The sequence below is a fragment of the Janthinobacterium sp. GW456P genome, assembly GCF_002127655.1.
In the GTDB taxonomy this organism is placed as follows: Bacteria; Pseudomonadota; Gammaproteobacteria; order Burkholderiales; family Burkholderiaceae_D; genus Janthinobacterium.
Window position 1 is genome coordinate 132,569 of the sequence record NZ_NEHB01000004.1, and the last position, 23,638, is coordinate 156,206.

Genomic DNA, 23,638 nt, shown 5'->3' on the forward strand with positions numbered 1-23,638 from the left:
GCAACGTGGCCTTGGCTTGCATGCCGATGTCGCCGGCCTAGTTGGGAATATCCACCTGCGTCCCCGTCACGCTGATGACATTGCCGGGCGCCGGCGTTGCCGCAATCGCCGGCACATTGACATTCGTGATCAGGGTCGACGCATCGGCGCGCGTCACCGTGCGCACCACCTGCGATGGCGGCAACGCTTGCTTGGCGTTCAAGTGCGCATACATGGCGTCGAGCGCCCGGTTCAGGTAGACGTGCAGCGGCACGATCAGGGTCGGCAAGGCGCTGCTGAAGGAATCGAAGTGGTTGGCATTGCTCACTTCGATATAGCGCAGCTGGCTATTTGCCCCTTCCACGGCGGCGTTCAATCCCAGATAGGCGCGCGAGGCGTGATTGACGGGAATCAGGGTATCGCTGCGGCCGTGCACGATGATGGCCGGTTTGCCATTCAATTTGCCGCTGGCCGCCACCTCGGCCATGCCGGTCCGCACGCGCACGCTCTGCGTGGCCAGCGTCCCTTGCAAGGTGGCGCCGCTGACGGCGTCGCGCCCCGTCGCCAGGCCACGCAGGCACAGGAAGCCGTCGAGCGACTGGTCCGCCAGGCTGGTCGATGGCGACACGCCGGCCGTGTAGACCTTGGCGCCGCCCACGCTGTTCTCGTACACGACATTGCCGAGGATACCGTTTTGCGCGGCAAAGCTGGCCGCCTTTTGCGCCGTAGTAAACGCGATCGGATTGCCGCTGCCGTCCGTCTGCGCAAACGTGAAACCGCACACGTTATCGGTCACGGAGAATTTTCCGTAGGCATAGGCATACGTGACGGCCACGAGGATGTTCGTGCCCGCGTGCGCCGCCTGCAGCGGATCGGAATCGGCCAGCCAGCCATACGCGCGCAAACGCTGCTTCGCGTCCACCTGCTGCGCCGCCAGGTCGGCACCGTTCAATAAACCTTTGCTGACGAGTGCCGTGCAGCGTCCCGCATTGCCGGCCACGGCAGCGATGCACGGTTGATACAGGGCCGCATAGGTGGCGTAGTCGAACAGCGCACGGCCCGGATTGGCGACCAGCACCCCACCCTGGCGCACGCTGTAGGCGTTAGAGGCCGCCGGCTGGATTTGCGGTTCGCTGGCTGCCACGCCATGGATCAAGCCTTTCGTATCCTGCTCCGCCGCCAGCAAGGCCGAGCCGGCGCCGTTGGAAATGCTCGAGGCGATCGTGATGGTGTTCTTCGGCGTCAGGCGCACGAGGCGCGAACTGCCGTCGCGCGCCAGCACGCCGTAGCGTTCGTTCAAGACGTAATACGCCATCTCGACCGCCTGCAGCGTCACCTTGCCCCAGTCCTTCTCCGGATTTTGCTGCGAGTGCGCATGCTTGAAGGCGATGCGGTTCGGGTAAGCGGAAGCCCAGGCCAGCCGGTCGGCATCGTTCAAGTCCGGCGCGAACAGGGCGTTCTTGCCGGCGGCCACCCTGCCCGCGCGCACGCCGTTCTGCAGGTTGACGCTGTCATCCTCGAACACATACAAGCCCGTGCCGGAACCCTTGTCGGCATACGCCACGGCACAGCCCTTTTTCAAGCCCCATTCGCCCGAGCTGCCGATGGCGCCGTAAATGCCGCGCGAACCGCTCGACGTGCCCGTGACGATGCAGGCACGGTCCGGGTCGAAGCTGGCCGGCACCTGCACCATCAAGGTGACATTCTTCCTGCCCGTGCCATCGTCGGCATAGGCGATGTATTCACTGCCGGCCACCAGGCCTTCGCCCGTGCCCACGTTGCCGGACGCATCCACGTTCGGTCCGTACAGGGTGCCGTAGCCGCTGTTGGCGGCAATGTCGAGCACGGCGCGGTAATTGGCATAGATCGCATTGCGGCGCAGTTCGAGCGGCGTCGGCTGTTCAGCGTTCGCATACGCGGGCGTGGCGCCGGCCAGCCCCGTCTTGCCCAGGCCCGCCGTGAGCAAGTCATTCGTCTTGCCGTCGTAGTCGGCGCGCGTGATGGTGCCCAGGTAGCTTGGCATCTGGTTCAGCTCTTCCGGCGCATGGTTACTGCCGCAGGCTGCCAACGCCAGCAGGGTGCACAAGCTCATGCCAGTGCCCGCGCGCGTGATCGTCATTTGCATGGTGGTACTCTCCGTTGAAGTAACAGTGGACGCACAATGAAAAACGCCGGACGATCCGTCCGGCGTTGCTTGAAAATCAGACAGCGGCTTTGGCAGCCCTGCCGCCGAAGCGCGCGATGGCTTCGCCGACGATGCCGCGCCGGAACAGCAGCACGCAGATGACGAAGATCACGCCCGTCACCATGCCCACCGATTCACCCAGGGTGCCGAACCATTCGATGCCCGTGTGCGTGGCCAGAAAGGTGCCGACATCGCCCAGCTTGTTTTCCAGCGCGATGATCAATACGGCGCCGAGAATGGGGCCGGACAAGGTGCCCATGCCGCCCACCAGGGTCATCAGCACGACCAGGCCCGACATGCCCCAGTACACGTCGGTCAAGGTCTCAAAGCCCAGCACCAAGGTCTTGGTGGCGCCGGCCAGCGCAGCCAGGGAAGCCGACAGCACGATGGCCATCAGTTTGTACTTGTTGACGTCGTAGCCGAGCGAGATGGCGCGCGGTTCGTTTTCCTTGATGGCCTTGAGCACCTGGCCGAACGGCGAGTGGATGGTGCGCACAATCAGGGCGAAGCCGGCAACGACGATGGCCAGCACGACGTAATACAGCACCGTGTCATTGCCCAGGTCTAGCGTGCCCAGCAAGGTTCCACGTGGAACACCCTGCAAGCCATCCTCGCCGCCCGTGAAAGGCAAACGCAAGGCGAGGAAGTACACCATCTGCGCCAGCGCCAGGGTGATCATCGTAAAGTAGATGCCCTGGCGGCGGATCGCCAGGCCGCCGATCACCAGGCCCAGCAAGGCGCCCGTGGCGACGCCGGCCAGCAAGCCCAGTTCCGTCGGCCAGTCCCAGGTGCGCAGCGCATAGCCGGTGACATAGCCGGCACCGCCGAAGAAGGCGGCGTGGCCAAACGACAGCAAGCCCGTGTAACCGATCAACAAGTTAAAGGCGCAGGCAAACAGGGCAAAGCACAGCAACTTCATCAGGAAGACGGGGTAGCCGTAAAACGGGGCGGCCAATGCCAGCAGCAAGGCAATGGCGTAGCCTACATTCTTATTCATCGTGGTAGCTCCAATACATGACTGATGAGGATTACTTTTCTTTGCCGAACAGGCCGGCGGGACGCAGCAGCAGCACGATGACCATCACCACGAAGACCACGGTAGCCGAGCCTTCCGGGTAGAACACGCGGGTCAGGCCCTCGATCACACCCAGGCCCAGGCCGGTCAGGATGGAGCCCATGATGGAACCCATGCCGCCGATCACCACCACGGCGAACACGACGATGATCAGGTTCGAGCCCATCAGCGGTGAAACCTGGATGATCGGCGCCGCCAGCACGCCGGCGAAACCGGCCAGCGCCACGCCGAAGCCGAACGTCAAGGTCACCATCAGCGGCACGTTGATGCCGAACGCTTCCACCAGTTTCGGGTTTTCCGTGCCGGCCCGCAGGTAGGCGCCCAGTTTGGTTTTCTCGATGACGAACCAGGTGGCCAGGCAGACGGACAGCGAAACGATCACCACCCAGGCGCGGTAGTTCGGCAGGATCATGAAACCGAGGTCCGTCGCGCCGGCCAGCGCTTCGGGCACGGCATACGGCTGGCCCGAGACGCCATAAAAGGAGCGGAACACGCCTTCCATGATCAGGGTGATGCCAAAGGTCAGCAGCAAGCCATACAGGTGGTCGAGTTTATACAGCCAGCGCAGCATGGTCTTTTCGATCAGGATGCCGACCAGGCCGACGAGGATCGGGGCGATGACCAGCATGGCCCAGTAACTGATGTCGAAATAGCTGAGGCCCATCCAGGCCAGGAAGGCGCCCATCATATACATAGCGCCGTGCGAGAAATTAATAACGTTGAGCAAGCCGAAGATGACGGCCAGACCGAGGGACAACATGGCATAGAACGAGCCGTTGACGAGACCCAGCAGCAGCTGGCTCATCATTGCTGGTAATGGAACGCCGAAAATTTCCATGGCATCACAGTATAAAAAGCACCGCCGGGTAGCGGTGTGGTATCAAGGGAAACGCGCCACCGCAAACGGGTGCGGCGGCGCAAGGCGAACCCTGCGAGCGAAGCGCATGCAGGATAGAACGCCCGCGCGGCGACGGGCGATCCGCAGGGATTGCTATAGCATTACTTCCACAGCGAACACTTCGATTCAGCCTTGGTCACGTACGCCTGTGCACCGGGCACGGTGGCGACTACCTTGTAGTAATCCCATGGGTATTTCGACTCGGAGGGCTTCTTGACTTCCATCAGGTACATATCGTGCACCATGCGGCCATCGGGACGCACTTCGCCATTCTGGGTGAACATGTCGTTGATCTTGGTCTTTTTCAGGTAGGCCATGACCTTCTCGGTGTCATCCGTGCCGACGGCCTTGACGGCTTTCAGGTAGTTCGCGGCGGCCGAATAGTCGGCCGCCTGCAGCATCGACGGTTCCTTCTTCATCTTGGCGAAATAGCGTTTCGACCAGGCGCGCGTGTCCGCATTCAAGTCCCAGTACCAGCCATCCGTCAGGTACATGCCTTGCGTCAGGTTCAGGCCCAGCGAATGGATGTCATTGATGAAGATCAGCAGGCCGGCCAGTTTCATCGATTTCGTCAAGCCGAACTCATTGGCCGCCTTGATGCTGTTGATGGCGTCGCCACCGGCATTGGCCAGGCCGAGGATTTGCGGCTTGGCCGCTTGCGCCTGCAACAGGAAGGACGAGAAATCCGAGGCGCCCAGCGGATGCTTGACGCTGCCCAGCACCTTGCCGCCGGCCGCCTTGACGACCTCGGCAGTGTCTTTTTCCAGCGAATGGCCAAACGCATAGTCGGCCGTCATGAAATACCAGTTCTTGCCGCCCTGTTTGACGATGGTGCCGCCCGTGCCGCGCGCCAGCGCCACGGTGTCGTAGGCGTAATGCACGGTGTACGGCGTGCATTCCTCATTCGTCAGGCGAGAGGAACCGGCACCGATGGCGATGAAGATTTTTTTCTTTTCCGCCGCGACCTTGGCCATGGCCAGGCTGGCGCCGGAATTGGTGCCGCCGATCAGCATGTCGACGCCTTGCTGGTCGAACCATTCGCGCGCCTTCGAGGCGGCGATGTCGGCCTTGTTTTGATGGTCGGCGGAAATGAATTCCACCTTCTTGCCGGCCAGTACCACGCCGGCATCGGCGATCGCCATCTTGATGGCTTCCGCGCCGCCGAGGCCATCGACGTCGGAATACACGCCCGACATGTCGGAAATAAAACCGATCTTGATGGTGTCGCCCGATACCTGGGCGTGCGCGGCTGCGGAAAAGCCCAGAGCGCAAAGGGTGGCGGTGGCAATGGCGATAGCGTTACGTTTCATAGTGTCTCCGTTGGGATTATTGTTTGCTATTTAAACGATTGCTCGACGACGATACGGAACTACATGGGCATTACACGCCAAGCAGCTCGGTCAATACCGGCATCTTGGCTTCCAGTTCGGATGCAGCAAAAGTCTCGACGATCTGACCGTGCTCCATCACATAAAACCGATCCGCCAGCGGCGCGGCAAACCGGAAATTCTGTTCCACCATGACGATGGTGTAACCCTTTGCCTTCAGGGTGGTAATCATGCGCGCCAGGCCCTGCACGATGACGGGTGCCAGGCCTTCGGAAATTTCATCAAGCAGCAGCAATCGCGCGCCCGTGCGCAGGATGCGCGCCACGGCCAGCATCTGCTGTTCCCCGCCCGACAAGCGCGTGCCCTGGCTGTGGCGGCGTTCCTGCAAATTCGGGAACATGGCGTAGATTTCCTCCACCGACATGCCCTTCTCGCCGCTGGCCAGGGTCGGCGGCAGCAGCAGGTTTTCCTCGGTCGACAGCGACGAGAAAATACCGCGCTCTTCGGGACAATACCCGATGCCCAGGTGGGCGATTTTGTGCGTGGCCAAACCTATCGCTTCGCTGCCATTGACTTTGATGGAGCCCGTGCGTGTGCCCGTCAGCCCCATGATGGCGCGCAAGGTGGTGGTGCGGCCGGCGCCGTTGCGCCCCAGTAAAGTCACCACTTCGCCCGGCTCCACTTTCAGGTTGACGTCGTGCAGGATGTGCGATTCGCCATACCAGGTGTGCAGTTGCGTAATTTCCAGCGCGGGTGCGCCGCCATTCACTTGTGTCGCCATCAATGCGCCCCTTCCAGTTCGGCGTGGGTGGTGCCCATGTACGCTTCCATCACTTGCGGATTGCGCGACACTTCCGCGTAACTGCCTTCGGCCAGCATGGCGCCGCGCTGCAGGACAGAAATCTTGTCGCAGATGCCAGAGACCACGCTCATATTGTGTTCCACCATCAAAATCGTGCGTCCAGCCGAGACCTTTTTGATCAGCTCGGTGACGCGGTGCACGTCTTCGTGGCCCATGCCTTGGGTGGGTTCATCGAGCAGCATCATTTCCGGCTCCATCGCCAGGGTGGTGGCGATCTCCAGCGCCCGCTTGCGGCCGTACGGCATGTCGACCGTGATGGTATCGGCAAACTCCGTCAGGTCGACTTCGGCCAGCAAGGCCATGGCGCGGTCGTTGAGCTGGTTCAAGGCGCGTTCGCTTTGCCAGAAGTGGAACGAGGTTCCCAGCTGGCGCTGCAAGCCGATGCGCACATTTTGCAGCACGGATAAATGCGGGAAGACGGCGGAAATCTGGAAGGAACGGATCACGCCCATGCGCGCGATCTGCGCCGGTTTGGCGGCCGTGATATCTTTTCCATTGAACAGGATCTGTCCGGAAGTGGGAACCAGGAATTTGGTGAGCAAATTAAAACACGTGGTCTTGCCGGCGCCGTTAGGACCGATCAAGGCGTGGATATGGCCCCGCTCTACCTTCAGGTTCACCTCGCTCACCGCGGTGAAACCCTTGAATTCCTTGGTCAAATTTCTTGTTTCCAAGATTACGTTTGACATCGTGTCTCCTAGTTGTACTTTTTGTACTACTTAGTCATTTTTATAATACACAACTTAAATTTAACGCACAATACAGTATAACTACGGGGATTTTTCGCCAGCCCGAATGGCGCAAACTCGCAAGCTTGCCCCGCTATTTCCAGGCTGCGTGTATCATTTGCGCCGCTTTTTCCGCGATCATCACGGTGGGCGAGTTCGTATTACCAGAAGTAATGTAGGGCATGATCGAGGCATCGACGACGCGTAAACCATGCACGCCGATCACGCGCAGCTGGCTGTCGACCACGCTCGCGGCATCGCTGGCCAGGCCCATGCGGCAAGTGCCCACGGGGTGAAAAATGGTGGTGCCGATCTGGCTGGCCGCCTGCGCCAGTTCTTCCTGGCTCTGGAATTGCACGCCCGGCCTGTATTCTTCGGGAGCGAATTTTTTCAGCGCCGGCGCGGCGGCGATGGCCCGCGTCAGGCGCAAGGCGTCGGCCGCCACGGCGCGGTCCTGCTCGGTACTCAGGTAATTGGGCACGATCTTCGGCGCCGCATAACTGTCGGCGCTGGCGATGTGCACGTGGCCGCGCGAAGTCGGGCGCAAATTGCAGACGCTGGCCGTAAACGCGGGAAACGCGTGCAGCGGCTCACCAAATTTATCCAGAGACAAGGGCTGCACGTGGTATTGCAGGTTCGGCGTGGCTTGCCGCGGATCGGACTTGGCGAATGCCCCCAGCTGCGACGGCGCCATCGACATGGGCCCGCTCTGGAACAGCGCATATTGCAAGCCGATCTGCATCTTGCCGACGATATTGCTGGCCATCACATTCAAAGTCTTGACGCCCTGCACTTTAAAGACCATGCGCAGCTGCAAATGGTCTTGCAAATTGCCGCCCACGCCAACCGAGTCCAGCACGGGCGTGATGCCGTGTTCGCGCAGCAAGGCGGCCGGACCGATGCCGGACAGTTGCAGCAGTTGGGGCGAACCGATGGCGCCCGCCGTCAGCAGGGTTTCCCGCCGCGCCGTCGCCTGCCACTGCGTGCCGCCGCCCGTCAACACGATGCCCGTGCAGCGCGGCCCCGATTCCGTCGTTTCCAGCAGCAGACGTTCCACGTGGCAACCCGTCATGATGGTGAGGTTCGGACGCCGCGCGGCCGGTTTCAAGAACGCTTTCGCGGTATTCCAGCGGATGCCGCGGCGCTGGTTGACGTCGAAATACGCGCTGCCGCTATTATCTCCGCCATTGAAATCGCTGGTTTTCGGAATGCCGACTTGCTGCGCCGCATCGCGGAACGCATTCAGGATATCCCACGACAGCCGCTGTTTTTCCACGCGCCACTCGCCGCCCGCGCCATGGTTTTCCGAGGCGCCGCCGTAATAATCCTCGCTTTGTTTAAACAGCGGCAAGACTTTGTCCCAGCGCCAGGAAGCGTCGTCCGTCAGGTCGGCCCAGTGATCATAATCGCCGGCCTGGCCGCGCATATAGATCATGCCGTTGATGGACGAGCTGCCGCCGAGGACTTTGCCACGCGGATAGATCAGGCTGCGCCCGCCCAGGCCCGCGTCCGCCTGCGTGGAATACAGCCAGTCCGTGCGGGGATTGCCGATGCAATGCAGATAGCCGACGGGGATGTGGATCCATACGTAATCGTCCTTGCCGCCCGCTTCCACGAGTAACACGTTGGCATCCTTGTCGCGCGTGAGCCGGTTGGCCAGCACGCAACCTGCCGTGCCGCCGCCCACGATGATGTAGTCGTATTCGCCTGCCGATTCCAATGAAGCTCCTTTCGGTATGCCATCAAGCTGTCGCGCGGCGTGTCTCCCCGCCGCGTCCCGTTACCAGAGTCTGTCTTTCTTCATGCATGCATGGCTGCTGAGCCGCCTTGAGATTACCACCAGTGCCGGGCCAGGGCGACATTAATCGTGGTTCACGATACGGGCAAAGGTCAAAAAGAATATAAAAACAGGGGCTGCAAGCTGTGGATAACCGTATGGATATCCACAGGGACGATATGTGTGTAAACGAAAAATTTTTTGAGCGACTTTTTTTTGTCCAGAAACCGTCCCAGGCAGATACAACGCTTACTCAGCGCTTATCCGTACGCCAAGCGATTGTTTACAAGGATAAATCAGGACTTATCCACAGAAGTTATCGCCGTTAACTACTATTACTATTCTTGTATACGATCTTGTTAAGGTAAACCCGACAACGCCCGCTTTGCCTGCCCTTCCTGCGAAGCAATGCCCTGCAGCCTTCTGCTGTAAAAAAACCCGCGAGCGGCTTCTGTACGAAAAAAAAATCCAGCCAACAACTGAGCAACGAAAACCGGCGCGGCCAGCGTCATGCAGACAGCACTGCCCAACCGTTTTGCAAAATGGAAATGTCAACGGACCTTGCCAGGCGCAGCGCCAGCAAGCCGCATGAGGTCGAAATAAGGGGGAATTTAAGACGATTGTGGATAAGTCACTTGATATCCACAGGATGACTTGTGAGTAAACACGAAGTTATGCGCAGGCCCGCATTTTATACAATTTTGCTCCTCGCGTGATACAGCGATTATGCACGCTTTATTTTGCGCGTAAACGGTTGATCCTGTTGAAAAAAAGCGACTTATCCACAGAAAAAAACGCGTTTACTATTACTACTATTTTTTATATATAGATCTATTGTAAACCGACAAAAAAGCGGAAGACCGGGGATATTTCCAAAATGCATACAAAAAACGTCAAAAAAAAAGCCAACGGCGACAGCGCGACCCACTGCCAAACCGTTTTCCAGGAATCACCTGGAGGCCGATGTTCGTGAAAGAAGCGCGTTCGTGATCGCTCAGCTTTGATTGCCAGACAAGGATCAGTGCACGCAAATCCCATCAAACATGTCACTGCAGCAAAAAAAAACGCGATTTTTGCTTGCTGGTGTGGATAAGTGCCTGCATATCCACAGGATGAGATGTGGGAAAAGTCGATCTTTGTCCACAAGCCAATTTTTATCCCAAACAAGTCCTCGCTGGATACAATGCTTGTGCGCCTACTTTTTTGTGCGCTAAGTCGATGATTTTTAGGTGGTATACCGACTTATCCACAAAAAAATCGCCGTTTACTATCACTACTATTTTTATGTATACATCTTTATTTAAAACACAGAAACAAACGCGAACGGTGGAAAAGTCACCGAAACGGCTGTTTTCACCCTGTAAACCGTTTTGCAATTCAAAAAACCTGTAAAAACAGCATGAATTCACACAAAAAAATGCGTTTAGGCATCATCAGTGCCTTGCACGAAGAACAGCAGGGGCTGGTAGAAGCCATGCAAGGCCCTCAGAGGCGTTCGCACGGCATGCGCGACTACACCCTGGGAACCCTGTGGAATATCGACGCTGTGTGCGTCCTGTCGCGTCTGGGCAAGGTTGCCGCTGCCATGACAGCTTCTATCCTTGTGGAAAAGTACGGAGTTACCCACATCGTCTTCACCGGCGTGGGCGGCAGTGGGGATAAACACGTGAAAGTCGGCGATATCGTGGTGGCCGAATCGCTGCTGCAGCACGATATGGACGCGCGTCCTTTATTTCCCCGCTTCGAAGTGCCGCTGACGGGACTGCAGCGCTTCGCCACGGACCTGGAACTGAGCACGCAACTGGCTGCCGCCGCAGAAGATTTCCTGCGGGACGATGTGTCCAGCGTGCTCAAGGCGGCCGATATCGTGCAATTTGGCTTGCAGCACGCGCAAGTGCACCGCGGCCTGATCGCCAGCGGCGACCAGTTCATCGGCAGCGCCGCGCATATCAACCAGCTGAAGGCGGATATTCCCGACTTGCTGGCCGTCGAAATGGAAGGCGCGGCCGTGGCGCAAGTGTGTTTTGAACTCGGTGTGCCGTTTACGGTCATGCGCACCATTTCCGACAACGCCAACGAAGAGGCGGCAGTCGACTTCATGCGTTTCGTGCAGAGCGTCGCCTCGCCCTATGCGTTGACGGTGATCCAGCAGCTGTGCCAGCGCCTGGCACGCTGATCATTGAATGCCCGGTGCATAAAAAAAGGGCAGAACCACTGGTTCTGCCCTTCTTATTTCAATAAAGGAGCCTGAAAAATATTCAGGGCTAGGCGCCTTGCCGCAGGCAGTACGAATGTACGGCCAGGCAAGGCAACAACGCCATGGACTTTTTCTCGGGTTCCTTTAGACGCTGAGCATCATCAGACTGGCGTTACCACCGGCTGCCGTCGTATTCACGCACAGCGCCCGCTCAGCGACCAGGCGCCACAGGGGGATGGCACCGTCCTGCGTGGTGGCGATGGTGGCCACCAGGGCCCCTTCCCGGGCCGCCAGCAGCGGTTTGAGCTGGCCATCGAGGCTCGGTTCGATCATGGCGATCTGGAAATCATGCTTGACCGACTCCAGGCTGCTGACGACTTGGATGCGGTCCTTCAGCGCCGCCGGCAAGTCGCCCGGAATCAGCTCGGGAGATTGTGCCAGCACCAGGGCCTGGTTGCCGGTGGCCAGGACGGCCGCCAGCTGGTTCATCAGCGTGCCGGACGTGGCCGCCGCGCACAGAATCGTGCCGCGCGCGGCAAAGCTCAGGGTATTGCGCTCGCCTGTCGGGCCTGGCAAGACGGTGGTGCTGCCCAGCAGGGTGGTGCGCGCATAGTCCTGCGCCAACTGCTGAACCTGGTCGTGGCCGTGCATCTTCGCCCACACGGTCAGCGCGTCGAGCGCCGGCGGCGCCTGGCGCTGGTGCTGCGCGCCGGCCGGCGCATTGCGCTGCAGGCGTTTCAGATACAGCGGGCCGCCCGCCTTGGGGCCGGTGCCCGATTTGCCTTCGCCGCCGAACGGCTGCACGCCGACGACGGCGCCAACGATGTTGCGGTTCACATAAATATTGCCCACGTGCGCGCGCTGGGTGATGAAGGCGATGGTTTCGTCGATGCGCGTATGGATGCCCAGGGTCAGGCCGTAACCGCTGTCGTTGATCGATTGCACCAGTTGCGGCAGTTCGGCCCGCTTGTAGCGGATCACGTGCAGCACGGGGCCGAAGACTTCCTGCGTCAGCTGCGTCAGCGACTTGATTTCCAGCACGGTCGGCGCGACAAACGTGCCTTTGACGGTCGGCAAATCGAGCGAATAATGGTCGATGGCCATGGTTTTCATCTTGTTGATGTGCGCCAGCAGGTTGCCCTGCGCTTCCGCATCGATGACGGGACCGATATCGGTCGCCAGGCGGTCAGGATTGCCAACGCGCAATTCCTGCATGGCGCCTTTCAGCATATGGATGGTCTTGTCGGCGATTTCCGTTTGCAGGAACAGCACGCGCAAGGCCGAGCAGCGCTGGCCGGCGCTATCGAAGGCGGACGACATCACGTCCTGCACCACCTGTTCCGGCAGAGCGGACGAATCGACGATCAGGGCGTTCTGGCCGCCCGTTTCGGCGATCAGGGGAATATCGATGCCTTCGGCCACGGCACGCGTGGCCAGGTTGCGGTTGATCAATTGCGCCACTTCCGTCGAGCCCGTGAAAATCACGCCTTTCACGCGCGCGTCATTGCACAGGCCGGCGCCAACGACTTCTCCGCTGCCGGGCAGGAATTGCAGCGCGCCGCGCGGCACGCCCGCCGCATGCAGCAATTGCACGGCGCGGTGGGCGATCAGCGGAGTCTGCTCGGCCGGCTTGGCCAGCACCACGTTGCCGGCTGCCAGGGCGGCGGCCAGCTGGCCCGTAAAGATGGCCAGCGGGAAATTCCACGGGCTGATGCAGGTGACGGGACCGAGCGCCAGGGTGTTCGGCGCGTGTTCCACCTGCGCCGCGTAGTAGCGCAGGAAGTCGACGGCTTCGCGGATTTCCGCGATCGCGTTCGGCAGCGACTTGCCTGCTTCGCGCACGGCCAGGGCCATCAGCTCGATGTGATGTTCTTCGAACAGGTCGGCCGCGCGCAGCAAGGCTTGCGCGCGCAGCGACGGTTCCGTGGTTTGCCAATCCATGGCGTACGCAGCGGCGCTGGCCAGCGCCGTTTCCACGTCGGCCGGGCCGGCTTCCATGACCTTGCCCACGACATCGTCGTGCTGGGCCGGATTGTGGATGACTTGCATCGGCGTATTCAGGCTGACGGCGCCATCGATCAGCGGCGCTGCCTGCCATGTCTGCTGCTGCGCCAAGCCGGTGGCCAGGGTGCGCAAGGTATCTTCATTCGACAGGTCCAGGCCGGCCGAGTTCCTGCGCTCGCTGCCGAACATGTCCAGCGGCAGCGGAATCGACGGGTGCGGCAAGCCGCCCTGCAGGCGCGCCTGTTCCAGCGGATCGCGGATCAGGCTATCGATGGCCACGCTTTCGTCGACGATCTGGTTCACAAAAGAAGAGTTGGCGCCGTTTTCCAGCAAACGGCGCACCAGGTAGGCCAGCAGGGTTTCATGCGAGCCGACGGGGGCGTAGATGCGGCACGGCTTGTCGAGGTTGTCGGGGCCGACGACCTGGTCGTACAGGGTTTCGCCCATGCCGTGCAGGCACTGGAACTCGTAGTCGGTAATGCCGTCGCGTTTCGCCCAGGTATAAATGGTCGACAGGGTTTGCGCGTTGTGGGTGGCAAATTGCGGGTAGATCAGACTGCTGGCAGCCAGCAGTTTTTGCGCGCACACGAGGTAAGAAACGTCCGTGTAGACCTTGCGCGTGTAGACGGGATAGCCTTCCTGGCCATCGACTTGCGCGCGCTTGACTTCCGCATCCCAGTACGCGCCCTTCACCAGGCGCACCATGAACTTGCGGCCGCTGCGGTGCGCCAGGTCGATCAGGAAATCGATGGCAAAGGGGCAGCGCTTCTGATACGCCTGCACCACGTAGCCGATGCCGTCGAAGCCGGCCAAATCTGTATCAAAGGCAAGTGCTTCCATCAGGTCGAGCGACAGCTCCAGGCGGTCCGTCTCTTCCGCATCGATGTTGAAGCCGATGTTGTACTGTTTTGCCAGCAGCAGCAACGCTTTGACCTTCGGCAGCAATTCTTCCAGGACGCGGGCGCGCTGGGCGCGGCTGTAGCGCGCGTGCAGGGCCGACAGTTTCACGGAAATGCCGGGGCCGTTGCGGATGCCGCGTCCGTTCGAGGCCTTGCCGATGGCGTGGATCGCCGTTTCGTACGAAGCGTAGTAATTGGCCGCGTCGGCTTGCGTCAGGGCCGCCTCGCCCAGCATGTCGTAGGAGTAGCGGTAGCCGCGCGTTTCATTCTCGCGGCTGTTTTTCAACGCTTCCTCGATGGTTTGGCCCGTCACGAACTGGTTGCCCAGCATGCGCATGGCCAGGTCGACGCCCTTGCGGATCAGCGGTTCGCCGCCTTTGGCGATGAGCTTGGTCATGGCCGAACCGAGGCCCGATTCGCTGCTGGTACTGACCAGTTTGCCCGTAATCAGCAAGCCCCAGGTGGCGGCATTGACGAACAGCGACGGCGATTCGCCCAGATGCTTCTTCCAGTCGCCCTTGCTGATTTTGTCGGCGATCAAGCGGTCGGCCGTTTGACTGTCGGGTATACGCAACAGCGCTTCCGCCAGACACATCAATGCAACACCCTCTTCCGACGATAGCGAGAATTCGTGCATCAGTGCATCGACACCGGACGCGCGTGTGCGTTTTTGGCGCACGTTCGAGACCAGGCGGTGCGCCAGCGCTTGTCCTTCGGCCGTCGTTTCGGTGCTGCTGGGGCGCACTTGTTGCAACAGCCACTGCACTGCGGAAACCTCGTCGCGCCTATAGGCGGCGGTGATGGCGGCGCGTTGTGGTGTCGCTTCGGGCAGGATTTCTGCCTGGAACGCAGCAAAAGGAATCGGGGTAAAAGCCGAGGGGCCTGCAGGGTGCATAAGTGCTCTTTACAAGGAAAAAGGGGACGAAAACTGACGTAATTCTTGCTCTTTTTTGGTGCAAAAAAATACAGAAAGTCGGACGTTAAGATGATTCGATTGTAAAGGGGATTCTTATGGATTAATTCTGGTAATACAGGGGACTAGCAATAGATAGTTTTTGATGCGACAATTTAACCAAATAATATTAATTTGGGGGTGATAGGAATGCTGGACAAGATCAGTAAGAAAATCTTGATGGAATTGCAGAGCGATGGACGCATCAGCAATGTGGAGCTGGCCGCGCGCGTGAACCTGTCGCCTGCCGCCTGCCTTGAGCGTGTGCGCAAGCTGCACGAATCCGGTTACATCATGGGCTATACGGCCCAGCTGAACCCGCAGCTGCTCGACGTGTCGCTGCTGGTGTTCATCGAAGTGGTGCTCGATCGCACGACACCGGAAGTGTTCGACGCCTTCAAGCATAGCGTACAAATCATTCCAGAGGTACTGGAATGTCATATGGTGGCCGGCGGTTTCGATTACCTGGTCAAGGCGCGCGTCAAGGACATGGCCGCCTACCGCGAATTCCTGGGCAAGACCTTGTTGCAGAAAGGTGTGCGGGAAACCCACACTTATGCCGTCATGGAAGAGGTCAAAAACACCACCAAATTGCCAATTAAGTGACCTTGGTGTAGCCGCCCCACTTTTCTGATTGAGCTATCGGAACAAATGTTGTAGGGTAGAACCACAATTCTGCTATCCGGTAGCCGCCTGAAACGCCGCGCAGACGGTAGGTTCAGGGTGCAAGGCGGGCAATCGTGCCCACCTGCATACGGTGACAGCACGTCCCCTTCAACGGGACGTGACGGGTTCGCGCAGCGGGGGACAAATGAAGCAGTTGCAGCATCAGCTGGTGCGTTTCTTTGTATTCACGATCCTGGCCATGGCCGTCGCCTGTGGCCTGGCCTATCTGTTGCTGCTGTCGGGCGGCGACCATCCGTATCTGATCGCTTGCGTGGCCGCCGCCATCGGCGCCGCGCTGCTGGCGTTTGCCGGCCGTCCGCGCGGCGAAGCGGGTTTAAACCAGTTTGCCGACACCGTGGGCAATGCCATCGATGCCATCATGATCGGCGCGGCGGAAACTTCGTATTTTGTCGATTCCGTCAAACAGAAGGTGGAACTCGACGTGCGCACGGCCAGCGACATCGCCGACAGCTCCGTACAAAATGCCGCGATGACGGAAAAGATCGCCGCCAATGCGGAACGGGCCGCCAAAGTGGCCGCCGGTGTGCGCGTGGAAAGCGTGGCGGCGCGCGCCGAAGTGGATCAGGGTTTGCGCCGCATCAATCATGCGCGCGAGGAAGCGCAAGGCGCTTCCAGCTCCATGCTGAGCTTGCAGGAAAAATCCAAGCGCATCACGGGCTTTACGGAAGCCATTTCCGATATTTCCGCGCGCACCAACTTGCTGGCGCTGAACGCCGCCATCGAGGCGGCGCGCGCCGGCGAACACGGGCGCGGTTTTGCCGTGGTGGCCGGCGAAGTGCGGCAATTGGCGCAGCGCACCAAGGAAGCCTCCGATGAAATCAGCGTGATGGTGCGCGAAATCAATGAACAGTCGGAAAAAGCCGCGCGCGGCATGAGTTCGCTGGCGGCCGGTGTCACGGAAGCGGCGCGCAATGTGGAAAGCGTGCATGCCTCGCTCAGCCATATCGAGGAATCGTCGGGCGAGTCCGAGGACGAGATCGGGCAAATCGCCCGCGCTTCGCGCGAACACGTCGACACGACGCAGCTGATCGCCGACGCCATCGGGCAAATCCGCGACAGCATGCTGTCGACGAATGCCGAATTGCCGCGCGCCACGCAGTCGGCCATGGCCCTGGCCGAGCGGGCCGAAGTGATCGCCGGCGCGCTGGGCGAATCGAGCGTGGCCACGCCGCACGACGAGATCCGCGAGGCGGCCCAGCGCGCCGCGCGCGAGGTGGGCAAACTGTTCGAGCAGGCGATCGCCTCGGGGCGTATCACGCGCGAAGCGYTGTTTGACCGCCACTACCGGCCCATCCCGAACACCAATCCGCCCAAGCACAACACCAAGTTCGACGCGTTTACGGACAAGGTGCTGCCGGACCTGCAGGAAGGCGTGCTGGCCGCACTACCCCATCTGGCCTATGCGGGCGCCGTCGACAACAATGGCTATTTTCCAACGCATAACAAGAAGTTTTCCCAGCCGCTGACGGGTGACTACGCGACCGATATCGTGAATAACCGCACCAAGCGCATCTTCAGCGACCGCACGGGCAAGCGCTGCGGCAGCAATACCAAGCCCTTCCTGTTGCAGACCTATAAACGCGACACGGGCGAAGTCATGCACGATTTATCCGTGCCCATCCACGTCGAGGGCAAGCACTGGGGCGGTTTCCGCATCGGTTACCGCTCCAGCAGCCATGCATAAAAAAAACGCCTGAGACATCAGGCGTTTGTTCCGTAGCAGGTTTTATTCGACATGCGGTTTCGGCGCCACGCCGCCGCCGGCCGCCGTGGCCGTCCGTAACGTGGGCGTGTTCATGCTTTCCAGGTGATTGCGCAGCCATTTGTGGGCGGGGCTGCGGGCGTCGCGCTCGTGCCACAGCATGTCCAGGTGGACGGCCGGCAAGGTCAACGGCAAATCCTTGTACAGCAGGGATTCCGTCATGCCCGTCGAGGCGATCAGATGGCGCGGCAAGACGGTGATCAGGTCGGAATTGGCGACGACGCGCCCGGCCGTGAAGAACTGGTTGACCGTCAGCAGGATGCGCCGTTCGCGGTGGATCTGCGACAGCGCCTCGTCGATCAAGCCATGCGCGCGGCCGGAAAAGCTCACCAATAAATGGTTGGCCGCGCAATAGTTATCCAGGGTCAATTCCTTGTCGGCCAGCGGATGGCCGCGCCGCATCACGCATACATACTTGCCGGAATACAGGCGTTCGTGGCGGATGGGCGAACCCGTCTCGCTCGACAGTTGCGCCGCCACGCCGGGAAAGAAGCCCACGGCCAGGTCGATGTCGCCGCGCAGCAGCATGGGCCGCGGTTCGCGCGTGGTCAGCGGCATCATGCGCACGTTGACGCCAGGCGCTTCGCGTTCGATCGAGCGCATCAGCGAGGGCAGCCAGAAGGCGGCCGTCGCGTCGGCCATGGCCATGCGGAAGGTGGCGTGCGTCTTCGACACGTCGAAGGTTTCCGGCGTGACGGCCGCCTCCAGGCTGGCCAGGGCCGAGCGCACGGACGGCCACAACGCTTCGGCGCGGGGCGTGGGTTTCACGCCATACGCCGTGCGGATCAGCAATTCGTCACCGAGGCTCTCGCGCAGGCGTTTGATGGCGTTCGATACCGCCGGCTGCGTCATCGCCAGGTGGCCCGCTGCGCGCGTCAGGTTTTGTTCCGTCATGACGGCGTCGAAAACACGCAGCAAGTTCAGATCCAGCGTCAGAAAACTCATGGAAAGCCCAAGATAAAAGTTGAATTGATTACTTAAGAGTGTAAACCGCGCCGGGCACGAATATTTTCACTCGTAAAAAAATATTACAGTTTTCCATTCACGATTCATATAATTGGTATCAAGAAATGGAATTAGATTTATATGTTGCACTGCACTATAGTACTGGCAAATTCTATAATGCACTGGAACAGTATGTCTACCTTCGCCTCCGCCCTGTACGCAGTATCCGCACCCGTGCTGGAGATTTCCCTGCTGAATGCCCTGCAACTCGTGCTGGTGATCGTTGCCGTGGGCACCTTCGCCCTGCTGTTCAAGCCTTTGCTGGTGGGCATTGCCCGCGCCATGGTGCTGGTGGTGCGTCCCAAGCTGAGCCGCGAAGAGCGCCTGGCGCGCCAGCAGATGCGCGAAGCGCAAGCCTTGCAGCGTACCTTGGGCAAGATGGATGGCGTGTCGCCAAGCAACGCCGCCGAATTGCGCGCCCTGTCGACGCGCGCCTGAGCGATCAACGTGCAAATGAGAAGCCGGCCTGCGCCGGCTTTTTTTACGCCTGCCGCCAGCCGATTACGCCACGTCGCCCAGCAAATGCGCGCGCAATACCGTGTCGGCCGGATGGGCGCCGATCCAGATTTTCAGCAGCGCATTGTAAAAGGCCAGGTCCGGCACCGTCTCGCCCACCTGTTTGCCGTTCAGCTTGCATAACGTCCCCTCTTCCGGCAGCCAGTCCACGGTCAGGATGTCGCCCTTTTTCAGCCCGGGCACCGTTTCGAACATGGCGCCAAACTGCATCGTTTGGCTCAGCAGGCGCGTGCGGTCGGCCTGGTCGGAACTGCGCTTCAAGCCCTGCATGAAGGCTTGCCCAAGCTCGTCGGACGTGATGTCGCGCAGCATGACGATTTCCAGGCGGCGCGGCCCGGGCAACGCCAGGATGTCGGCCAGCTGGGTTTTCTTTTCCGGCAGGTACAGCGCAATCGTGTAGACCTTGAAGATGACCTTGTAGCGCACGCCGGCGCCGTTGAGTTTCAACTCGCGGCTGGCCAGCTGCACCGTGTCGTCCAGCTTGACGCCGCCCACCTCGACGGCCAGCGCTGGTTGCGCCAGGGCGGCGCACAGGCAGGCGGCAGCGAGGGAGCGGCCCACACGGGATGTGCGTATTTGCATCTTCTGCCTCCGTAGAGAAACATGTGCTGTGGATAAGTCCGCACAAACACACAGTGTAGAACAGTTGGCAGAAGCTGGCGCCACGCAGAAGTGGCGAGGAAGAAATGCTTAGGGTTTGGCGGCAGGCAGTTCCGCCTGCAGGCGCTCGTACTTGGCCATCAATTGCTCCGGGCTTTCGCGCCAGGCGGGATTGAAGGGGATGCAGCTGACGGGACACACTTGCTGGCATTGCGGCTCGTCAAAGTGGCCCACGCATTCGGTACACTTGTTGGGATCGATTTCGTAGATTTCCGCACCCATGTAGATCGCGTCATTCGGGCACTCGGGCTCGCAAATGTCGCAATTGATGCATTCGTCGGTGATCAGTAATGCCATGATTTCACTCTTACTTATTGCGATGAGGCAGCGTTGGCGGCAATCTTGTTTTGCAGCCAGCGGTTCACCGAGGGGAAGACAAACTTGGAGACGTCGCCGCCCAGCGCCGCGATTTCGCGCACGATGGTGCCGGAAATGAACTGGTACTGGTCGGACGGCGTCAGGAACATGGTTTCGACATCGGGCAGCAGGTAGCGGTTCATGCCCGCCATCTGGAATTCGTATTCGAAGTCGGAGACGGCGCGCAAGCCGCGCACGATGACCCGCGCTTCATGCTTGCGCACGAAATCCTTGAGCAGGCCGGAAAAGCTCTCCACTTGCACATTCGGATAGTGGCCCAGCACTTCGTTGGCGATTTCCAGGCGTTCGTCGAGCGAGAAAAACGGTTGCTTGTTCTTGCTGTCGGCCACACCGACGATCAGCTTGTCAAACAGACCCGATGCGCGGCGCACCAAATCTTCATGACCGCGCGTGAGCGGATCGAATGTTCCTGGATAAACGGCTACAACCATTGCGGCTCCCTGATGATGCACCAATATAGACGCGCATTATGCCTGAAATTGGTGATCACCTTGCTGCTGCGCCTCGGGGCAGGGCGCCTTTTTGCCTCATTTATAGGCAGATTCAGGCCGTTGCCGGCACTTTGTTGTAAGTTAGCAAATGATAATAAACGGTGCCAGCCTTGTCGGCGCGGATGACTTCCCATGGCGCCATCCACTCGGGCTTTTCCAGTGCGCTGGCTTCATCGAAGACCAGCGGCAAGCCCGATTCCGCGTACACGATGCCGCCTTCCTTGAGCAGGTTGGCGCACAGGGGCAATACTTTCGCCAGGAAATCCTGCTGGTAAGGCGGGTCAAGGAAGATCAGGTCGTAACGCTGGCCGCGCGCTGCCAGGCCTTGCGCCGTCAGCAGGGCGTCGCCGCGCAGCAGCTGGACATTGTCAGCGCGTAATTTCGTCTTGTTTTCTTCCAGCTGGCGGATCACGGGCGTATGCGTGTCGACCATGGTGACGGCGCCTGCGCCGCGGCTGGCCGCCTCGAAGCCCAGTGCGCCGCTGCCGGCGAACAGGTCCAGCACCTGGGCGTCGGCCCAGTCGCCGTCGCGCAAGTGGTTGATCCAGTTGAACACGGTTTCACGCACGCGGTCCGGCGTCGGGCGCAAGCCCAGTGCCTGCAAAACAGGCAGCACGGAGCGCTTCCACTGACCGCCGATGATGCGCACCTGGTTCGGTGGCGGCGCGTGGTGGACGGGGACTTTGGCGGGTTTTTTAGTTTTCTTTTGCATGGGCATTTAGAACACCTAACAAAACCTACTGCGCGTTGCGATTTGCGGCCTGCGATGCTCACTGTGCATTCGCACAGCTGCGCTTCTTAGCCACAGCTCACTGCCGCTCGCTACGGTTTTGTCAGGCGTTCCATTTCTTCAATTCGATGGCGGCCACTATAGCATATGGCCCCCATCTCCCCTGCTGGCGCTGCCTGGCTATTTGGCTTGCGTGGCCAAGGAATTGAAATCGTCGATCCAGCCCTGCATGCGCTTGACGGCATGGGCTTTTTGCGCCGGCGTGGCGATCTTGATCACCGTCAAGACCATCTGCGCCGTGCTGCTTTCGTAGGCGTCAAAAAAGGCCTTGCGCTCCGAGTGTTCCAGGCGCTCGAAACTGTCCTTGATCAGGGTCGTGATCAAGGCCGCGGTGGCTTCCTTGCCGAGTTTTTCCTGTTGGACTTTCTTTACCAGGTTCAACACATTCTGCTGGCGCCGCATGCGTTCGTCGAGCCAGATCTCATTGTTCAGCGGACGCGCGTCGGACGCCTTGCGGATGATGGCTTCCTGCTCGCTGCTGAAGCCGCCGAACCACAGTTCGAATTGCTCCATGGCTTTCTTGTAGCGCAGTTTCTGGCGCTTTTCCTGGTCGCCGCTCAGGTATTTCTTGCGGTAATCCTCGTTGTTCGACTTGAACTTCTTTTCCATCTGCGCAATCTGCTCGGGTTTGAGCGAGCGCGCCAGGTCGGCCAGCTCGGGCGCCGCCTTCAGCAGCAACGCCTGGGTGCGTTGCTTGATCTCGCCGTAGTCGGCCATCAGATCCGCCTGCGTGGTATTGCCTTGCAGCTGCTTCTGGCCCGTGCGCAGGATTTCCACGTAATCCTTCAATTGCGTCTTGCGGTGCCAGTCGAACAGCTTGTCGATGTCTTCGCGCACCCAGCCCTTCTGGTCGCGGTCGAGGTCGACATACGCGTTCAGCCACCAGTACAACACGGTATCGCCGTTGTTGTAGGCCAGGCGCAAGCCGCTGCAGCCGGCCATGACGACAAGCAGGATGGCCAGCACGGCATAAGTAAACCGCTGGAAGCGCGTGGAAGACGGAGCCTGCGTGTTAAAATTTTTCATATTCTTAACTTATAAAAGACGGTCTATGAACGTTGTCATTCTCGCTGCCGGTATGGGCAAACGCATGCAGTCGGCACTGCCCAAGGTATTGCACCCGTTGGCGGGCAAGCCGCTGTTGTCGCACGTCATCGACACGGCGCGCGTCCTGGCGCCGTCCCGATTATGCGTGATTTACGGGCACGGGGGCGCAGCGGTGCTGAAGTTGCTGGACGGCTACAAGACCAAGCAAGATTTGGCGATTGACGCTGCGGAACAAACGCAACAACTGGGCACCGGTCATGCCGTGCAGCAAGCGGTGGCGTTGCTGGACGACAGCGTGCCGACCCTGATCCTGTACGGCGACGTGCCGCTGACCAGCGCCGCTTCCCTGCAGCAACTGGTGCAGGCGGCCGGCAAGGACAAGCTGGCCATCTTGACCGTGCAACAGGACGATCCCTTCGGCCTGGGCCGTATCGTGCGCGAGCACGGCGCCATCGTGCGCATCGTCGAGGAAAAGGATGCCACGCCAGAAGAGCGCGCCATCCGCGAGATCAATAGCGGCATCATGGTCGCGCCCACCGTGCAGCTGAAACAATGGTTGTCGGCCTTGTCGAATGACAATGCCCAAGGCGAATACTATCTGACCGATATCGTTGCCCAGGCCGTCGCCGACGGCGTGGCCGTCACCTCGGCGCATCCGGCCGCCGTGTGGGAAGTGGCGGGCGTCAACAGCAAGGTGCAACTGGCCCAGCTGGAACGCATTCACCAGAACAATATCGCGCAAGCCTTGCTCGAGCGGGGCGTGACCTTGATGGACCCGGCCCGCATCGACGTGCGCGGCGAACTCATTTGCGGCCGCGATGTCACCATCGACGTCGGCTGCGTGTTCGAAGGCCGTGTGGAACTGGGCGACGGCGTGCGCGTGGGCGCCAACAACGTCATCATCAATGCCACCGTGGCCGCTGGCGCGCACATCAAGCCCTTCTGCCATCTCGAGGACGCCGTCGTGGGCGCCGCTTCCATCATCGGCCCCTACGCGCGCCTGCGCCCGGGCACGGTGCTGGCGGAAGACGTGCATATCGGTAACTTCGTCGAAGTGAAAAACAGCCAGATCGCCGCGCACAGCAAGGCCAATCACCTGGCTTACATCGGCGATGCCACCATCGGCTCGAAGGTCAACATCGGCGCCGGCACGATCACCTGCAACTACGATGGCGTGAACAAGTTCCGTACGGTGATTGAAGACGACGCCTTCATTGGCAGCGACAGCCAGCTGATCGCTCCCGTCACCGTCGGCAAGGGCGCCACCCTGGGCGCCGGCACGACCTTGTCGAAAGATGCGCCGGCGGGCAAGCTGACCGTCTCGCGCGCGCGCCAGGTGACCATTGACGGCTGGACGCGTCCCGTGAAAATCCCCAAGTAAGAGAATCCGCCCTCACCCGGCATGACGCCGCCAGCCT

At 60.2% G+C, this 23,638-nt stretch carries 19 protein-coding genes; 5 read left to right on the top strand and 14 right to left on the bottom strand.

The window, feature by feature from the left end:
• Positions 1–37 precede the first annotated feature (37 nt).
• The 7 genes from CBW66_RS06175 to CBW66_RS06205 form a co-directional block, all read right to left on the bottom strand.
• Positions 38–2,104 carry a 3-hydroxybutyrate oligomer hydrolase family protein gene (locus tag CBW66_RS06175; RefSeq protein WP_086137333.1) on the bottom strand — a complete coding sequence of 689 codons (2,067 nt, stop codon included), beginning with the start codon at positions 2,102–2,104 and terminating at the stop codon, positions 38–40.
• Between the two features lie 76 nt (positions 2,105–2,180).
• The gene (locus tag CBW66_RS06180) at positions 2,181–3,161 is read right to left on the bottom strand and encodes a branched-chain amino acid ABC transporter permease (RefSeq protein WP_086137334.1); all 981 of its coding nucleotides are present in this window, start codon (positions 3,159–3,161) and stop codon (positions 2,181–2,183) included.
• A gap of 31 nt (positions 3,162–3,192) precedes the next feature.
• Positions 3,193–4,077, bottom strand: a complete 885-nt coding sequence (locus CBW66_RS06185) for a branched-chain amino acid ABC transporter permease (RefSeq protein WP_086137335.1) — start codon at positions 4,075–4,077, stop codon at positions 3,193–3,195.
• 161 nt (positions 4,078–4,238) lie between these two features.
• Positions 4,239–5,447: an ABC transporter substrate-binding protein gene (locus CBW66_RS06190; protein WP_086137336.1), complete on the bottom strand. Its 1,209-nt coding sequence runs from the start codon at positions 5,445–5,447 to the stop codon at positions 4,239–4,241.
• 70 nt (positions 5,448–5,517) lie between these two features.
• The gene (locus CBW66_RS06195) at positions 5,518–6,246 is read right to left on the bottom strand and encodes an ABC transporter ATP-binding protein (RefSeq protein WP_086137337.1); all 729 of its coding nucleotides are present in this window, start codon (positions 6,244–6,246) and stop codon (positions 5,518–5,520) included.
• Complete coding sequence (locus CBW66_RS06200) at positions 6,246–7,016, bottom strand: ABC transporter ATP-binding protein (RefSeq protein ID WP_035823437.1); 771 nt, start codon at positions 7,014–7,016, stop codon at positions 6,246–6,248. The genes CBW66_RS06195 and CBW66_RS06200 overlap by 1 nt, the downstream gene beginning before the upstream one ends.
• A gap of 133 nt (positions 7,017–7,149) precedes the next feature.
• Positions 7,150–8,775, bottom strand: a complete 1,626-nt coding sequence (locus CBW66_RS06205; RefSeq protein WP_086137338.1) for a GMC family oxidoreductase — start codon at positions 8,773–8,775, stop codon at positions 7,150–7,152.
• Positions 8,776–10,231: 1,456 nt separating this feature from the next.
• Here CBW66_RS06205 and CBW66_RS06210 point away from each other — a divergent pair.
• Positions 10,232–11,008: a 5'-methylthioadenosine/adenosylhomocysteine nucleosidase gene (locus CBW66_RS06210; RefSeq protein ID WP_086137339.1), complete on the top strand. Its 777-nt coding sequence runs from the start codon at positions 10,232–10,234 to the stop codon at positions 11,006–11,008.
• 165 nt (positions 11,009–11,173) lie between these two features.
• Here the strand turns inward: CBW66_RS06210 and putA are convergent, their stop codons facing one another.
• Positions 11,174–14,827: a trifunctional transcriptional regulator/proline dehydrogenase/L-glutamate gamma-semialdehyde dehydrogenase gene (gene putA, locus CBW66_RS06215; RefSeq protein WP_086137340.1), complete on the bottom strand. Its 3,654-nt coding sequence runs from the start codon at positions 14,825–14,827 to the stop codon at positions 11,174–11,176.
• 207 nt (positions 14,828–15,034) lie between these two features.
• Here putA and CBW66_RS06220 point away from each other — a divergent pair, with 207 nt between their 5' ends.
• Positions 15,035–15,490 carry an Lrp/AsnC ligand binding domain-containing protein gene (locus CBW66_RS06220; RefSeq protein ID WP_010393827.1) on the top strand — a complete coding sequence of 152 codons (456 nt, stop codon included), beginning with the start codon at positions 15,035–15,037 and terminating at the stop codon, positions 15,488–15,490.
• A 205-nt stretch (positions 15,491–15,695) separates the two neighbouring features.
• A complete protein-coding gene (locus CBW66_RS06225; protein WP_086137341.1) occupies positions 15,696–17,255 on the top strand; it encodes a methyl-accepting chemotaxis protein in 1,560 nt (519 codons plus the stop codon).
• 42 nt (positions 17,256–17,297) lie between these two features.
• On the opposite strand, the gene CBW66_RS06230 is transcribed toward CBW66_RS06225, so the two are convergent.
• Positions 17,298–18,278 carry a LysR family transcriptional regulator gene (locus tag CBW66_RS06230; RefSeq protein ID WP_034783859.1) on the bottom strand — a complete coding sequence of 327 codons (981 nt, stop codon included), beginning with the start codon at positions 18,276–18,278 and terminating at the stop codon, positions 17,298–17,300.
• Between the two features lie 192 nt (positions 18,279–18,470).
• Between CBW66_RS06230 and CBW66_RS06235 the strand changes: the two genes are divergently transcribed.
• Positions 18,471–18,776 carry a hypothetical protein gene (locus tag CBW66_RS06235; protein ID WP_086137342.1) on the top strand — a complete coding sequence of 102 codons (306 nt, stop codon included), beginning with the start codon at positions 18,471–18,473 and terminating at the stop codon, positions 18,774–18,776.
• Between the two features lie 63 nt (positions 18,777–18,839).
• Here CBW66_RS06235 and CBW66_RS06240 read toward each other — a convergent pair whose 3' ends face one another.
• The 5 genes from CBW66_RS06240 to CBW66_RS06260 form a co-directional block, all read right to left on the bottom strand.
• Positions 18,840–19,436, bottom strand: coding sequence for a chalcone isomerase family protein (locus CBW66_RS06240; RefSeq protein WP_086137343.1), 597 nt, complete (start codon positions 19,434–19,436; stop codon positions 18,840–18,842).
• A gap of 108 nt (positions 19,437–19,544) precedes the next feature.
• Positions 19,545–19,811 (bottom strand): YfhL family 4Fe-4S dicluster ferredoxin, encoded by a 267-nt coding sequence (locus tag CBW66_RS06245; protein ID WP_070218911.1) that lies wholly within the window; start codon positions 19,809–19,811, stop codon positions 19,545–19,547.
• Between the two features lie 14 nt (positions 19,812–19,825).
• On the bottom strand, positions 19,826–20,323 hold the full coding sequence (coaD, locus tag CBW66_RS06250) for a pantetheine-phosphate adenylyltransferase (protein ID WP_034752633.1): 498 nt from the start codon (positions 20,321–20,323) through the stop codon (positions 19,826–19,828).
• Between the two features lie 112 nt (positions 20,324–20,435).
• Positions 20,436–21,095 (bottom strand): 16S rRNA (guanine(966)-N(2))-methyltransferase RsmD, encoded by a 660-nt coding sequence (gene rsmD, locus CBW66_RS06255; RefSeq protein ID WP_170932844.1) that lies wholly within the window; start codon positions 21,093–21,095, stop codon positions 20,436–20,438.
• Between the two features lie 198 nt (positions 21,096–21,293).
• Complete coding sequence (locus CBW66_RS06260; protein ID WP_170932845.1) at positions 21,294–22,199, bottom strand: DUF6279 family lipoprotein; 906 nt, start codon at positions 22,197–22,199, stop codon at positions 21,294–21,296.
• 25 nt (positions 22,200–22,224) lie between these two features.
• Between CBW66_RS06260 and glmU the strand changes: the two genes are divergently transcribed.
• A complete protein-coding gene (gene glmU, locus CBW66_RS06265; protein ID WP_086137345.1) occupies positions 22,225–23,601 on the top strand; it encodes a bifunctional UDP-N-acetylglucosamine diphosphorylase/glucosamine-1-phosphate N-acetyltransferase GlmU in 1,377 nt (458 codons plus the stop codon).
• Positions 23,602–23,638 lie beyond the last annotated feature (37 nt).